Source organism: Natrinema sp. SYSU A 869, from assembly GCF_019879105.1.
Classification (GTDB): domain Archaea; phylum Halobacteriota; class Halobacteria; order Halobacteriales; family Natrialbaceae; genus Natrinema.
Genome location: NZ_CP082249.1, coordinates 1,756,938 through 1,771,827, shown reverse-complemented (window position 1 = coordinate 1,771,827; position 14,890 = coordinate 1,756,938). Strand labels below are relative to the sequence as shown.

The window sequence follows — 14,890 nt, the reverse complement described above, 5'->3', positions numbered from 1 at the left end:
GCGACGCTCAGTGAACGAGGGACCTTGAGGCGGTCGCGGATGCAGCGGCGGACGCGGACGTGGCGGTCGTCGCCGTCGGCGAGGGCTGGTACTACCACGAGTTCGGCCCGAAGAGTCTCGTCGGCCCGACCGGGGACTTCCCCACGCGGTCGCGACTCGAACTCCCGGCCGCCCAGCGCGACCTGCTTGAGGCGGTCCACGAGACCGAGACGCCGCTCGCGGTCGTCGCGATCGCGGGCCGGCCGCTGGCGCTCTCCTGGACCGCCGACAACGCCGATGCGCTGTTGTACTCGTACTATCCAGGAAGCGAGGGCGGTGAGGCCATCGCTGACGTGCTGTTCGGCGACTTCGATCCGGCGGGTCGGCTGCCGATTAGCGTCCCGCGCTCGGCGGGCGATCTCTCGTCGACGTTCAACCACGTCGCGCATCCAACGCCGATCGGTGCCGACGAACACCCCGATACGTACGATCCACTCTATGCGTTCGGCGACGGCGGGAGCTACACCGAGTTCGCGTGTTCGAACCTGTCGGTCGCGGAATCGCAGATCGGGCCCGCCGAATCGATCACCGCGTCGATCACCGTCGAGAACGTCGGCGATCGGCCGGGGAATCGATCGGTCGATTTCTTCCTGCGAGACGACGTGAGCTCGCGAGTTCGGCCCGTCCGCGAGCACGTCGGCTTCGCGCGAGTCAGCCTTGAGCCCGACGAGTCGACGACCACCGAGGTGACGATTCCGAACGACGCACTCGCCGTGACCGACTCCCGCGGCCGAACGGCAGTCGAGCCAGGCGCGTTCACACTCTCCTGTGACGGTCTCTCGACGACAGTCACGGTCAAGCGGTCCGACGAGCGCTGCTAACTGACGACCGCCGTTCGAATCGCGGTGGACCTCCCACCCGTTCCTCGCCACCGCCGGATTACCAGCGCAAGCGTCACCGGTCTCCTCGCGCTAAAGTCGCCCCTCAGCGGCTGAATCGCTTTGTTCCCCTGCAGAGAGCGAATCGATACTGACAACGTGTTTGTGTATCGGCTAGTGAACAACGAATGCCCGCTTCGAAACCATCGGACAGAAGTACGTTCTACCGTGGAGTGATTTGTGCAGTTATATGTCTCTGTATTGTGTAATTTTATTGTCTAATGGCTGCACATACGTTTTTGTACGATCATGATACAGGGACAAGTATGAACACAGAGACACTCCGACGGGCGCTCGAGGATGCCGGGTTGACCGGCCAACAGGCTGAGGCGTACCTGACGCTCCTCGAGTCGGGGACCGCCCCTGTGACCGAGATTGCCCAGCAGTCGTCGGTCTCGTCCTCGCGGATCTACGACGTCGTCCGCTCGTTAGCGGAGGAAGGATTCGTGGAGACCCTCGAGCGCGACCGGTTGCACGCCCGGCCGCGCGAGCCGGTCGACGTCCTCAACCGACTGCGTCAGAAGAGCGAAACCTTCGCGGACGCCGCCGCCGAAATCGAGGACCGCTGGGAGCGACCGGACCCGAGAGAATCGCGGATCAGCGTCCTCAAGCGGACCGAAACGGTCCTCAGGAGTACCGGGGACGCAATCGCCGAGTCGAACGTCTCCGTCGCGCTAGCCGCCACGCCATCCCAGCTCGAGGAGTTGCGGACGACGATCGAGACCGCCGCGATGAACGGCGCTCTGATACAGATCGCTGTCTATGACGCCGGCGAAGCCGATGTTCCCGACATCGAGGGCGTCATCGAGATACGACGGTGTCCCATTCCGGGGCCGTTCCTGGCGATCGTCGATCGTCGGTACGCGTTCTTCGCTCCAAACGTCCACAGCGACCGCTCCTACGGGATTACGATCGGTGACGAGATTCTCTCCTTTATTTTGCACTGGTACTTCCGGACGTGTCTGTGGGCACAGAACGAACGACTCCATCTCGATCGGGACCAGCCCCCGACCTACGTGAGCATCGAAGGGTTTGTCTACGATGCCGCGTCGTTGCTCCGCGACGGGACGTCGATGACGCTGCAGGTGATCGGCCGCCGGATCGAAACCGGCGAGCGAGTCGAGATTCGCGGTGACCTCGTCCGGGCGACGTGGGGCGGGCAACTCGAACCGCCGCGAAACCCCACGTATACCGACCTCGCCGGGCAGGTGACGCTCTTCCTCGAGACCGGCGACGGACTCGTCTCAATCGGTGCGTGGGGTGCGCTGTTCGAGGACGTCGAGGCCGAAATCATTCGCGTGACTGGCATCGAATTTCCGGAGCTGTGAGTCCGCGACCAACGGGCCGGTCACTGCGACCGTCTCGAGCGACTCAACACTGTGTTACAAACATATGGGTGTAATTCGATGGGTCCGGGAACGAACGTTATCCTCCGATCGATCCCGGTACTCGGTCCGGGGTTATCGCATACCATCGTGATCTCGGTCCGCCGAAATCGTTACCAGCGACCACTCAAGCATATTATTCGTAGGATATCAAATAGAATACTGGGGTATACTATAGATATATTTGAATAGTGGTAGTTGAGATCGAAAGCAGTAGGGACTACCGGTCTATTCCAATATCGTTTCCAAACAGCCAATCTCAGCCGTTCTCGGACAGATATCCGGAGGCACAGTGCAATTTCTATTTCTGAATCTGGACCACAGTTCTCGCGTCGATCACCGGCGCATCCAGAGACTGTCCCCCCAATCGAGTAATACGCCTCTGAGGTCGCAGTAATCTATTTTTCAGTCGAAATCTGTAGAAGTGACCGTTCGAATCGGACTCTACCGACCGTCAGCTGCTGTGCCATCATCTATATGTAAGTGTCTACTCATGTATTGTTTTATAGTATTATGTCCGCCAGGTACATCTGGCTGGGGTCTGGCTTTCGGTTCGCATGACGGCCCTGGAAGGCGACGGTTAGTTTCACCCTTCTGACTAGGTATAGAAGCGGTCACAACGTGTTCGAACACATGGTGAGATTCGGATGGTTCGCCTCTCTCGAGGAGTTCTCGCCCGCGGAGTGTCTCCGCCAGGTCGAACTCGCCGAGGCGGCCGGCTTCGACACCGCGTGGGTTAACGACTACTTCCACCCCTGGTTCGATCACCTTGCGGACGGCTCGCCGGCCAATGGTGGCAACTGCTGGACGTGGCTGCTCGCCGCGCTCGAACGCACCGATGATCGCGATGACGAGTGAGAGCAAACAGGGCTCAAACGGCCCTCAATCTCCGAAACCTCGAAGAGGTCGATCATCGGTGAGACGAGTCCGGTCGTCCGGATGACGAATGCGAAGATAGCGGCGGTGACAATGCCGACGCCGAGCCCGATCGCCTGCAGCCTGATCCCCTGCAGCAGCACGTATTCACGGCACACGATGTTGCTTACCGGAAACATATGAGCCAACTCGGATTTGAACCACCGGAAGACGGTCTCGCTCGTTTACTCGCGAGCATGCGTCTTCCGTAGTTCAAACCCTCGCGGCAGCACGTACTCGCAACTCACGAGTTAGTTCATCGCGAGAAGTGGGCCAACTCGGATTTGAACCAGAGGCAGACGGTCTGGTTCACTTCGTTCACCAGCTGCGACTGCCAAGGCTCAAATCCAAGTTGATTGTATTTCTGTTGCTCACGGCTCACTACGTTTGCGTTGTTCGCAGCAGAAATGGGCCAACTCGGATTTGAACCGAGAGCCTCCACCTTATCAGAGTGGCGCTCAACCTAATTGAGCTATTGGCCCGCGTTGTCGTCTTCTTCGCACTCGATAGTTGCTCGGTGGGACGTTTAAGCGTTTCTTTCTTTGGGACCCGTGCGAACCGCTACCGAGCGAGGGGGTCGTCGTCTCGCTCGTCGTCCGCGTCGTCTGTCCGTTCGTCGCCGAAGTCGATTGTGTACGACTCGTCATCGTTTCCGTCGACGGTGTAGTCGTCATCGCCGAGATCGTACGTCCCGCCGTCGGTCGGCTCGGTGGCTCCGCCCGACGTCTCATCGTTCGGGAAGCCAACCGTCCAGACGTTGCCGCTGGCGAATCCGCCCGTCTTCTTGTCCGCGTAGGGAACGATCACGAACCGCTTGAGGGCGGCACGGATCGGGATCCGCGTCAGCGGAACGGCGAGCAGGAAGCCGATCAGGTCGGTCACCAGTCCGGGGGTCAGCAGGAACGCTCCGGCAGCGATCAGTAGCCCCCCGTCGAGCAGTTCGTTGGTCGGCGGCTTGCCAGCGGCCATCGTCCGTTGCATCTTCCGAATCGTCCGCCGCCCTTCCGCCCGGACGAGGAGCATCCCGACCAGTCCCGTCAGAACGACGAGCAGCACCATCCCGACCCAGTTGACGAACCCGAATTGGGTGACGATCACCGCGAGCAACACGGCGTCGAGAAACGGGATGAGCAACAACGCGAAGATCCACCGGAGCATACCCCGATATAGCCACCGAAGGGTGAAAATCCTTTACTCTCGTTCCACGAACGGAATTACCGTCCGCTCGCGGCCCACTCGACGATCCGTAAGCGAACGAAGGGCTTACGCCGCGGACTCACGTCGGTCCGGTATGGACGATACGACCCGCGTCGAGTGGCGCGAGTGGGGACAGGACGCCTTCGACGAGGCAGCGGAGGCCGACGTTCCCGTCTTGCTCTCGCTGACCGCGACGTGGTGTGACCACTGCCACGAGATGGACGACGAAACCTACGCGGAGCCCCGCATCGCGGCCAACGTCAACGACAGCTTCGTTCCCGTGCGGGTCGACGTAGACCGCTACCCGCGCGTCCGCGACCGGTACAATATGGGCGGGTTTCCATCGACTGTCTTTCTCGCACCCGACGGCAAAGTCCTGACCGGTGCGGGCTATCTCGGCCCCGACGGGATGCGACAGGTCCTCGACAGCGTCCGAACCATGTGGGACACGAAAGGCAGCGGTGCAGCGCGCGTCCCGCGGCCGCTCCGGGATGACAACCCGCCGGCCGGCGAACTGACGGCCGATATCGAGTCGGCCATGCTCGGCCAACTCTCGGAAAACTACGACGAGACCGCCGGCGGCTGGGGCGAGAGCCCGAAATTCCCGTTGCCCGATACCCTAGAGTTCGCGCTCAAACGTGACCGAGAGATGGCATTGCGATCGTACGATGCGGTCGGCGCGAACCTGTTAGACGAATATGACGGGGGCTTCTATCGCTTCGCAACCGATCGCGACTGGTCGGGTCTCCAGCGCGAGAAGCTCTTGGACTCCAACGGCGCGCTCGTGCGCGCGTTCGCCAACGCCTATCTTCACACGGGGAAGGACGAGTACCGCGACCCCGCCGATCGGACGGTCGAGTTCCTGACGACGACGCTGTGGAACGCCGATGCCGATGCCTTCGCGAACAGTCAGGCCCCCGGCAAGGACGATGCCCACAGCCTCGACGCGACCGAGCGAGCGGCCGCAGATGAGCCGCCGGTCGATCGAGGCGTCTTCGCCGGCTCGAATTCGCTGGCGATCGAGGGACTACTCACCTACTATGCCTATACCGACGACGATCGAGCCCGCCGATACGCCGAACGCGCGCTCGCGACCCTCCGCGAGGACCTGCTTGAGGAGGGTGTCGTCGCCCACGTACGCGACGACGCCGTCGAACGCGATGCCGACGGCGATGCGGTCCCGCTGCTCGCGAATCAGGCCCGCGCGCTTGCAGCGCTAACGACGGCTGCCAGCACCCTCGAGACGGACGCACTCGCAGACGCGACGGCGGTCGCGGAGGCGACGATCGATCGGCTCCACGACGAGGACTCATTCCTCGACGGTCCTGCGGAGGGCGTCGGTCTGTGCGAGCGGCCGCTCCGGCCGCTCGATTCGAACGTCGCGTTCGCGGACGCGTTGATTGATCTGGCCGTCCTCACCGGTGAGGACCGCTACTGCGAGTTCGCCCGCGAGACCCTCGAGGCCTTCGCGGGGGCGAGTGACCGGTTCACCGTCCAGGTCGCCCGCTATGCGACGGCTGTCTCCCGGCTGCTCGAAGAGCCGCTGGTGATCAGGGTCGCCGCCGATCCCGGATCGGACCTCCATCGAGCGGCGCTCCGGATGGCCGACCACGAAAAGGTCGTCATCCCCGACGCTGACGACCTCAAAGCGGGAACGGCGCGGGCCGAACGCGGTGATCGTGTGTCAGAGAGTGCCGAAACTCCGGACGAGTTGGGCGAACGGATTCAGTCCGTTCTCGACTGACGTTCGGCCCCGAAACGGCCGAGACCGGTTGTATGTCAAACTACCGCAGCGTTTATGACGCTTCGGTCGATTCTTTTCAGACATGGCCAATCTCAGGGATCTCGGGCTCTCCGAGTACGAAGCTCGAGCCTACCGATCGTTGCTCAGCACCGGCCCCACGACGGCCAAGGAACTGTCACGGGCGAGTGACGTCCCGATGGGGCGGATCTACGACGTGTTGAATAGCATCGAACAGTACAATCTGGTCCGGAGCCAGACAGCGAGCCGGCCGAAGAAGTACGTTGCCGTCGAGCCGTCGACGGCGCTCGATCGGCTTCTCGAGGACAAGAAGCGCGAACTCGAGGAGAAAGCCGACCAGTACGAGTCGATCGTCGACGATCTGGCCAACGAACTCGACGCGGCCGAGCCAGTCGAAGAGCAGTTCTGGACCGCTGCCGTCGGCCCCGAGGAAACGATCGATCTCCTCTTAGAGCGACTCGCGGCCGCGGATCGCGATATCGTGATGGTGTCATCGCATCCGTCCCCGCAGTGGGACATGCAGGCGGTCAGCGAGGAGATCAACGCCCAACTCGAGGATGCCATCGACCGCGGCGTTTCGGTCGATCTGTTGATGACTCGTGAGATGGTCAGCTCGATGTCGGAGGAAGTGGGTCGGCGCTATCGGGAGACCTTACAGCAACGCGACGACTTCGACGTCCGCACGCACGACGACGTCACGGGCTCGTTCAACATCATCGACGGCGTCGAGATCTGCATTCAGGTTCCAAACCCGCTCTCATCGGGCGAGGCCTTCGGCATGATCGACCTGAAAGACCCCGAGTTCGCCGCGAACGTCCACGATGAATTCGTTCCGCGGTGGGAAGAAGCAGAGCCGCTCGAGTTCTAGTTCTCGATCTCGTCGCGCAGCGTCTCCATCTCGACGATGCGCTCGGCGTGGGCGTTGTGCTGGTGGATCGACTCGTCGTTGGACTGGCTCATCGTGATCACCGCGTCGTCGGCCAGGTGGTCGAACTCCTCGACGACGCCCTCGGCCAGCGCACGGACGCAGTCCTCGACGAACTTCGCGTCAGCATGGGCCTCGTAGGTCATGTGATCCTCGTCGGGCCGCTTCGCGAGGTTGTAGATCCGCGCGCTCATCGAGTCCCGTGCGATGTCGATGATGTCGTTCAGATCGACCGACGGGTCGCCGTTGGCCTCGACGGTCAGCGTCGCGTGGCCCCGCTGGGAGTGACCCGGCTGTGGCACTTCGTCTAAGAACTCCGTGATCGTCTCCTCCTCGACGCCGAGATCCTCGAGGGTCTGCTTTGCGCGGGCCGTGGACATCCCCTGCGAGCAGGGACAGACGGTCATGCCAGTGACGTTCGCGCCGATCTCTTCGCGGGTGCCCTCCTCGGTCGCCGTCGCCGAGGCCACGATGTCGACCATGTGCTGGGTCTCGCGGTCGCTCGCTGGCGTCTGCTCGCGGCGCATGAACTCGGCCTCCATCGAGACCTCAGCCTTCGACGTGTAATCGTGGCGCTCGAGCAGCCGTTCGGCGGCTTCGCCACAGACCTCTTCGACGCCGTAGGCCTCCTCGCGGGTGGCGTCTTCGAGGATCTCATCGATGACCTCCATGTTGCGGCTCATGTCTGCGCCCTTGCGCCAGCCCGGGAGGTCGACGAAGACCTCGAACTCGGCGGTGAGGACGATCGGGCGCTTGTCCTCGCGGGCGATCTTGACGAGTTTGTCGACGCCGGTGACGCCGACCTGACTCAGGCCGACGGTCACGTCGGGCGACGTCGCCTGCACATCCGGCAACTGATGACTCATTGCCCGCATTCAGGGCAGCGGGCGATTCAACCTTTCGGAACCAGTAACTGGCTCGACGAGTTCCCGATTTCCGTCACTGTCTCGAGTGCCGTCGTTTCTTTAAGTATCTCTGGTCACAAGGTAGAGATATGACGGGAAGACCGCCGTTCTCTGGTGTGCTAATTCGGTAGTTGCGACGTTCTCGCTCTCTGCGTACTGCGGCGTTCCGACCTCGCTTGTTCTTTCCGCGTCTCTGGTTACAAGCTATAGTAGCCACTGAAAGTCACTGCACACCCGATCGCACGACGGCTGTGCGATCGGCGCGTAAATCGTTTCAGTTGTTCCTATAGAGCTATGACGGGAAGCTGGTCGTTCTCGTCTCGAGGAAGCGATCCGGTTCCGGCGGACCGGTCCACTGGAACTCTCGCTCGGATTCCTTCCGGAACGACATCGACCGATCCATTCGCTCTCGCTGCCGACCCAGCGAGCTGAACTCCTGAGAGAGTGCCAACTGATTGACCGATACGACGAGCGTCATCCCGGTAATGAGGACGCCGGTGAGCGTCTGAAACAGCGTTTCGAACGTATCGGTCTCACTCAATATCGACTTGAGTGGAAGATCGAGCGCTCCGAAGACAGTCAGGAGAACGAAGGAGGCAATCGTCAGGAGTCCCGTCACGGTCAGGCGACTTGCATCGAGCACGAACCACTTGACGATCGATTCGTCCCCCGTTATCGCGGATCGAATGCCGGAACGGCTCATAATCGAGGAGAGCGGTCGCTCTCGAAGCGGTCACCTCTGCGTCGCTTGGTTTCGGAACCGTGATCTATTCGCGACTGTCTCGTATGGCAGACGATGTGAGCGCCCTCGTCGACGGGCATCACCGTTCGACCGTCCGAACTCGTCATAGTCTGTTTTCGGACGATACAGGGCTAAAAACCCGCCCTGAACGGCGAGGTGACTGTCGGTAATCGCACCGCTGACCGCGTTCGGTGGTCGGTCCGGACCGGCCACGTCTCCAGCGGCATCCATTTAAGTATCTCTGGTCACAAGGTGAAGCTACGAAGGGCATTCGTCACCCAGTCTTCTCATATTTCCCGGTCTTTTCACATTTCGTTCTAGGCGCACACAGCTCCAGCCATGTCTTCAGTTCCGAACCACGCCGACGAGACCGTCGATGATCACCTGACGGCGATCGAACGCGAGCACGACGTCGCGGTCGCGCTGGCGGTCGCCCGCGGGAGCCGTGCGTGGGGCGCGGCGAGCCCCGACAGCGACTACGACGTCGGGTTCGTCTTCGCACCGACCGATCTGCGGCGCTACGCCCATCTCGAGACGGCCCCCGAAACCATCGTCGAGGACCGCGGCGAGTTCGAATATCAAGGGTGGGACGTACGGACGTTCGCACGCCTGCTCGCCGACTCCAATGAGGGCGCGATTGACCTGCTGCGGAGTCCGATCCGCTATCGGCTCGCGTTCGATCCTGCCGGTCTCACTGCGTATATCGAGCGGACGTACAACCCGATCGATATCTACCACACTTGGCGCGGGATCGCGACGAGCAACTATCGCAAGTACGTCTCGCACCATCTGGTCCGCACTGACGACGAAATCTTCCCAATCGTTGATGCTGGTACCGGGGAATACACCGTCGAAACTGACGACGGGACGATGACGGTTCCGGCCGACGACGAGCGGTTCAGCGAGACGCAGACGAAACCCACGGTCAAGCGAAACTTGATGATCTACCGGGCGTCCATGTCCGCATACTACCTCAAAGAGACCGGTGAGCGCGGCGAACACGACCTGCCGGTCCTCGAGTTCGGGACATTTCTGACCGAGCAGGCACCCGCGGTCTTCGACGCCGACCGGATCAAACGCGCTCGCGAGTTGCTCGAGCGGAAACGGGACGGTGACGGCGATGCCGTCGTTGGCGACGCCGTGGGTCGCGAGTTCGCCCACCCGCCGAAAGCGATCGACCCCGAGATCCACGCCCGAGACGGGCCCGATACCGAACGGCTAGACAGGTTCATCGACGAGATGATCGCCGCGATCCGATAGTTCGTGCCGGCGTCGTCCCTTTAAGTGGTTCTGGTCACAATGTGTAGCTATGACGGGAGAGCGGATCCTTCTTGAGTGCGTCTCAACCGGATAGCGGCGCATCTCACTGGATACCAGCGGTCGAACCGGTCCCTCCCGGTTACGACGGTACTCGCGGTTCTGACCGGCATCCCTGGACTGAGGTAGCGAGGATCGGTCGTGACGGAGGCCGATCGAATCGAGCGATCTTCTTTAAGTGCCTCTGGTCACAAGGTAAAGCTACGAAGGGCTTTTTGCGGACCGATCATATCGAGCAGTGAGCGATAGCGCCTGATATTGCTCGAGAGACGCGTATCGCCTGATTCCTGTTAGAAAGGCTGTCTGTCCATCGAACTGGTGTACTGAACGGAGCGAGCCTTTTTCACTCTCCCTCTCCGAGCGACAGACGATGCAAGACGACGGTGCCGACCCTGGTCCAGATTCCGAGCGAGCCGCGGCCGTCGCGGCCGGCGTCGAACCTGATCCCGACAGCGAGCGCCGCCTCGAGACCCGGCCCGGCTCCGGGTCGCTCTCACGGGCCGACGTGCAACGCGATTCGACGGTCCGCCAGTGGGGCGTCGTCACGCCGAGTGCGACGGTCATCGGCCGTGCGGACTCGCCCGACGCGGACCTCTCCGAGAGCGTCCGTCGCCTCCACGACGAACAGCACGCGGCGACGCCGGGCTACGGCGAGCGCGCCCACCGCCTCGACCGGTTGCGAACGACACAGGCGCTGTGTAACGCCCTCGAGGTGACGCCGTGGCAGCGCGACCTCGCACTGGGCGTCATGGACGAGATCGACCTCACCGAGTTCGGCAGTCAGCGCGCGATTGAGAAGGTGGCGCTGGTCGTGATCCGCCACGTCGTCGACGTCGACCGCCAGCAGTACTTCGGGTTGGACGATATCGACGTACAGACGCTCTCCGCCGACCGGATGGAGGAACTGTTCGGCCGGTATCGTGCACACGATATCACTGATGAGGAGACGTTCGAGCGACTCGCGGCCGAGTACGGGCTGGACACGACGAGCCTAAATCGGCTGCGTCGTGTCCTCAAGTCCCAACTCGAGGACGACCTGCCGGCCTACGGGCGCAACCCCTACCGGGATCCGAACCTGCCGGACGTGACGGAGTCGGAAACCGAGGCCGCGGACGCGGCCGCCGGATCCGAGAGCTAACGACGCGGTTGCCGGCCAAATTCTGGACCGGGCCACACCTCGTCTCGACGTCGACTGCCGGTGACCGGCGACTTTTCCGTATTAGGTTCCTATCGGTGCTATGGCTGACGCTGACACCGGATCGACACCGGAAACGACCGACCGAATCGAGATCTACGCTGACTACGTCTGCCCGTTCTGTTATCTGGGAACACGCTCGCTCGCACAGTACCGCGAGGACCGCGACGAGCCACTCGACGTCGAGTGGCATCCCTTCGACCTTCGCAGCGGGAAGCGCAATCCCGACGGGTCGATCGATCACGACGTCGACGACGGCAAGGACGAGGGGTACTACGAGCAGGCGAAACAGAACGTTCGCCGACTCCAGGAGGAGTACGACGTCGAGATGGCCCAAGAGATCACGACCGATGTCGACTCCTTCGACGCACAGGTCGCGTCGTGGTACGTCAAGCAGGAGTATCCCGAGCAGTGGGAGGCGTTCGACGAGGCGATCTATACGGCGCTATGGCAGGACGACCGTGACATCGGCGATGTCGATGTGCTGGTCGATCTCGCGTCGAACATCGGCCTCCCGACGGACGAGATCCGCGATGCGGTCGCGGATGAGGGCATCCGTGCGGAACTCGAGGACCGATTCGCGGAGGCACAGCAGACGGGCGTCACCGGCGTCCCGACGTTCGTCTCGGACGGCCACGTCGCCCGCGGCTCGGTCCCACCGGAGCACTTAGAGCGGCTCGTCGAAGGCGACAGCTAGGGCTCACTCGAGCTTGTCGAGGCCGTCGAAGAAGTTCGCCTGCGGGCCAACCAGCCTGACGGACTCGGTCGCGAGCGCGATCGAAACCGTGGCGGGTGGCTCGAGGCGCTGTCGGTTCCGCCCGTCGCTGATCGCGTAGGCGGTTTCGGTTCCGGAGACGGTCAGGGTGATCTCGGTCTCTGGTTCGACGACCAGCGGGGGCATCGACTCGGTCGCGGCCATCTGCGCGACGACGAGCGTCTCGGCGGACGGATGGACCAGCGGTCCGCCCTCGCTCAAATTGTACGCGGTCGATCCCGTCGGCGTGGCCACGAGGACGCCGTCCGCGTGGCTCTTGGTGTACCGTTGCCCGTCGACGTCGATCGCAACGGTCGCGCCGCCGCCGTTCCCTCGTCGCGGTCCGTGGACGACGACCTCGTTGAGAGCGGGTTCAAGCGTCCAGTTTTCTTCGACACCGGTCGCCTGCAGTCGTGCGAGTTCGCGTTCCTCGACGCTCCCTGTTTCATCGAGTTCCGCCACGAGTTCAGTGACGACGCCGAGCGCGTCGTCGGGCGCGACGGCGTTGAGAAAGCCGACTTCGCCGAGATTGACTCCTAGAATCGGCGTCGAACCGACTTCGCGGGCGACGAACAACAGCGTCCCGTCGCCGCCGATGCTCACGACGAGGTCGCGGCCTGCCATCGCGGTGACGGGGACGGCATCCGCCTCGACCGCCCCGCCGGTCGCTTCGTCGACGACGACGCCGGCTCCCTCGCGCTCGAGGGCGTCGACGAGGCTCGCGGCGAGTGCCTGTGCACGCTCGTTATCACGTTGGGCGACGATTCCGACGGCGACGTCCATCGACGGCGGATACCCGCCCCGTCGTCAAAAAGCCACGCTTGTCCGGCTGCCGGCAACAAGCTTAATCCGGATGGGATGACTCCGGACAGGTATCCGTCAGCGACGACCCCGTCGCAGTATCCAGTATGGCGCCTGTCTATTCGAATCCGCTCCATGTCATATCGCCGTCGGTGCCAGCGGCTCGGCTCGCTGGTGGCACCCGTTCCGCTCTCGCCTCTCACCTCGGCGGCCAGCGGGTGATCGCCGTGAGTGATGACGACAACGACGACTGGTTCGAACGCGCTCTCGAGAACGAGGCCGACGACAAGCCGACGCCGCCATCCACGACGGCTGACTCGGCGGCTCCCGAGAGCGACGATGGGGCTGAATTGCCCGAGTCGGGCGCGGACCCTCGCTCCGATTCGGAGTCGGACTCCGACGCGTCGTCTGACGCTGCCGAGTCGATTCCCGATCCGGCAGACGACTCCCTGTTCGACGAGGGCTTCGGGTCGGCGTTACAGGACGTCGAAACGCCGACGACTGCCGATGAACGCGACGATACCGACTCGGCCGCCGGCCCCGAGGGGTTCGACGACCTCGATTTCGTACTCGAGGGCAGCGACAAGCCCGACTTCGACGAGGAGATCGACTCGGATCTCCCCCGACTCGATCTCGGCATCGACGGCCTCGATCGGATGATTCAGGGCGGCGTCCCCGAACGCTCACTGATCGTCGCAATGGGCAGCGCCGGGACCGGCAAGACAACTTTCGGGCTCCAGTTCCTCCACCACGGCCTCGAGCAGGGTGAACGCGCGGTGTTTATCACCCTAGAGGAGAGCCGCGACCAGGTCATCAACAGCGCGACCGAGAAGGGGTACGCGTTCGATGAGTACGTCGCCGACGGCCAGCTCGCCGTCGTCGATGTCGACCCTATCGAGATGGCCAACAGTCTGGCATCGATCCGCGACGAACTCCCCGCGCTCGTCGCGGAGTTCGACGCCTCGCGGCTCGTGTTGGATTCGGTCTCCCTGCTCGAGATGATGTATCAGGATCGGGCAAAACGCCGCAACGAAATATACGATTTCTCCCGGAGTCTGAAAGAGGCGGGCGTTACCGCACTGTTGACGAGTGAGGCTTCAGAGGAGACGCCCTACGCCTCACGGTACGGCATTGTCGAGTATCTCACGGATGCCGTCTTCATCCTGCAGTACGTCAGGCCCGATGACTTCCGCGAGACGCGGCTGGCGATCGAGATCCAGAAGATCCGCGACGCGAATCATTCTCGGGAGAAAAAACCATACGAGATCACGGGCGAGGGGATTTCCGTCTATCAGCAGGCGAATCTGTTTTGAGTCGCCGCTCGTCCCGATTCCGCCTAGTCGAATGTTACAACGGTCCCTAATCCAGTAAACAGCACTTATCGACATGTTCAGGGCCCATACTTTTGCGGACAGGCACCCGATACTCCCGTATGGCCCAACGGACGACAGCCGATGAAACACTGCCACGAGAGGAACTCGCCGCGTACCTCCAAGAGCTCGCGACGGAGTTCGGGAGCGAGAATGAGGAGGTCACGATCCGGGTCGGGAACAAGAATGTATCGCTCAACCCGCCCCACAATATCGATGTCTCGGTCGAGACCGTCGAGCGATCCTCGATGCTCCGGGGGAATCGTGAGACAGTGGAAATCGAACTGAGCTGGAAACCCTAATATGGCCGTCGCGGACTCCATCCTGATCTTCGTCCTGAGCTTACTGGTCGGAACGATCGGGATTCTTGCAGGCGCGCGGCTGGTGTTAGACAGAGACGCGAGCTTCGTGAACGCAGCGGTCACCGCCCTCATCGGGGCGGCCGCGTGGGCGATCACGAGCTTTTTCGTCGGCTGGATCCCCATCCTCGGCGTCTTGTTGATGCTGGTCATCTGGGTCGGCGTCATCAACTGGCGCTATCCCGGCGGCTGGGGATCTGCGGCCGCGATCGGGTTCGTCGCCTGGATCGTCGCGGTCGGGATTCTCTATGCGCTCGCGGTGGTCGGCTTCGTCACCCCCGACGCGCTCGGCATCCCGGGTATCTAGTCTCGTTTGGGCATTCCCACCGCAGAAGACGGAGGGAAA

The 14,890-nt window shown here is 62.5% G+C and carries 15 protein-coding genes, 1 tRNA gene and 1 pseudogene; 12 read left to right on the top strand and 5 right to left on the bottom strand.

Features of this window, described 5'->3' with window-relative positions:
• Nucleotides 1–59: 59 nt before the first annotated feature.
• From K6I40_RS29030 to K6I40_RS17025, 4 genes and pseudogenes are all read left to right on the top strand, one after another.
• Nucleotides 60–443 (top strand): annotated as a pseudogene (locus tag K6I40_RS29030) (glycoside hydrolase family 3 C-terminal domain-containing protein); the annotation flags it as partial.
• 198 nt (nt 444–641) lie between these two features.
• On the top strand, nt 642–860 hold the full coding sequence (locus tag K6I40_RS17035) for a fibronectin type III-like domain-contianing protein (RefSeq protein WP_222920494.1): 219 nt from the start codon (nt 642–644) through the stop codon (nt 858–860).
• Between the two features lie 323 nt (nt 861–1,183).
• Complete coding sequence (locus K6I40_RS17030; protein ID WP_222920179.1) at nt 1,184–2,245, top strand: TrmB family transcriptional regulator; 1,062 nt, start codon at nt 1,184–1,186, stop codon at nt 2,243–2,245.
• A gap of 690 nt (nt 2,246–2,935) precedes the next feature.
• Nucleotides 2,936–3,160 carry an LLM class flavin-dependent oxidoreductase gene (locus tag K6I40_RS17025; RefSeq protein ID WP_222920178.1) on the top strand — a complete coding sequence of 75 codons (225 nt, stop codon included), beginning with the start codon at nt 2,936–2,938 and terminating at the stop codon, nt 3,158–3,160.
• A gap of 465 nt (nt 3,161–3,625) precedes the next feature.
• On the opposite strand, the gene K6I40_RS17020 is transcribed toward K6I40_RS17025, so the two are convergent.
• Both K6I40_RS17020 and K6I40_RS17015 read right to left on the bottom strand, forming a co-directional pair.
• Nucleotides 3,626–3,699: transfer RNA gene (locus tag K6I40_RS17020), tRNA-Ile, on the bottom strand.
• 79 nt (nt 3,700–3,778) lie between these two features.
• Nucleotides 3,779–4,375: an FxsA family protein gene (locus K6I40_RS17015; RefSeq protein ID WP_222920177.1), complete on the bottom strand. Its 597-nt coding sequence runs from the start codon at nt 4,373–4,375 to the stop codon at nt 3,779–3,781.
• Nucleotides 4,376–4,508: 133 nt separating this feature from the next.
• Here K6I40_RS17015 and K6I40_RS17010 point away from each other — a divergent pair, with 133 nt between their 5' ends.
• The gene (locus tag K6I40_RS17010) at nt 4,509–6,158 is read left to right on the top strand and encodes a DUF255 domain-containing protein (protein WP_222920176.1); all 1,650 of its coding nucleotides are present in this window, start codon (nt 4,509–4,511) and stop codon (nt 6,156–6,158) included.
• 82 nt (nt 6,159–6,240) lie between these two features.
• Nucleotides 6,241–7,044: a TrmB family transcriptional regulator gene (locus tag K6I40_RS17005; protein WP_222920175.1), complete on the top strand. Its 804-nt coding sequence runs from the start codon at nt 6,241–6,243 to the stop codon at nt 7,042–7,044.
• Here the strand turns inward: K6I40_RS17005 and mptA are convergent.
• Entirely contained in the window at nt 7,041–7,967 is a 927-nt protein-coding gene (gene mptA, locus K6I40_RS17000; RefSeq protein ID WP_222920174.1) for a GTP cyclohydrolase MptA, read from the bottom strand. The genes K6I40_RS17005 and mptA overlap by 4 nt on opposite strands.
• A 331-nt stretch (nt 7,968–8,298) precedes the next feature.
• A complete protein-coding gene (locus K6I40_RS16995; RefSeq protein ID WP_255682122.1) occupies nt 8,299–8,709 on the bottom strand; it encodes a hypothetical protein in 411 nt (136 codons plus the stop codon).
• A 378-nt stretch (nt 8,710–9,087) separates the two neighbouring features.
• Between K6I40_RS16995 and K6I40_RS16990 the strand changes: the two genes are divergently transcribed.
• The 3 genes from K6I40_RS16990 (at nt 9,088) to K6I40_RS16980 (ending at nt 11,957) form a co-directional block, all read left to right on the top strand.
• A complete protein-coding gene (locus K6I40_RS16990; protein WP_222920173.1) occupies nt 9,088–10,008 on the top strand; it encodes a nucleotidyltransferase domain-containing protein in 921 nt (306 codons plus the stop codon).
• Nucleotides 10,009–10,435: 427 nt separating this feature from the next.
• Nucleotides 10,436–11,203, top strand: coding sequence for a DNA-directed RNA polymerase subunit epsilon (locus K6I40_RS16985; protein ID WP_222920172.1), 768 nt, complete (start codon nt 10,436–10,438; stop codon nt 11,201–11,203).
• Nucleotides 11,204–11,303: 100 nt separating this feature from the next.
• Entirely contained in the window at nt 11,304–11,957 is a 654-nt protein-coding gene (locus K6I40_RS16980) for a DsbA family oxidoreductase (RefSeq protein ID WP_222920171.1), read from the top strand.
• A 3-nt stretch (nt 11,958–11,960) separates the two neighbouring features.
• Here K6I40_RS16980 and K6I40_RS16975 read toward each other — a convergent pair whose 3' ends face one another.
• A complete protein-coding gene (locus tag K6I40_RS16975) occupies nt 11,961–12,797 on the bottom strand; it encodes an NAD(+)/NADH kinase (RefSeq protein ID WP_222920170.1) in 837 nt (278 codons plus the stop codon).
• A 236-nt stretch (nt 12,798–13,033) separates the two neighbouring features.
• On the opposite strand from K6I40_RS16975, the gene K6I40_RS16970 reads away from it, so the two are divergent.
• The 3 genes from K6I40_RS16970 (at nt 13,034) to K6I40_RS16960 (ending at nt 14,851) form a co-directional block, all read left to right on the top strand.
• Nucleotides 13,034–14,128, top strand: coding sequence for a KaiC domain-containing protein (locus K6I40_RS16970; RefSeq protein ID WP_222920394.1), 1,095 nt, complete (start codon nt 13,034–13,036; stop codon nt 14,126–14,128).
• A gap of 119 nt (nt 14,129–14,247) precedes the next feature.
• The gene (locus K6I40_RS16965; RefSeq protein ID WP_222920169.1) at nt 14,248–14,487 is read left to right on the top strand and encodes an amphi-Trp domain-containing protein; all 240 of its coding nucleotides are present in this window, start codon (nt 14,248–14,250) and stop codon (nt 14,485–14,487) included.
• 1 nt (nt 14,488) lies between these two features.
• Nucleotides 14,489–14,851, top strand: coding sequence for a hypothetical protein (locus K6I40_RS16960; RefSeq protein WP_222920168.1), 363 nt, complete (start codon nt 14,489–14,491; stop codon nt 14,849–14,851).
• The last annotated feature ends 39 nt before the right edge of the window (nt 14,852–14,890 follow it).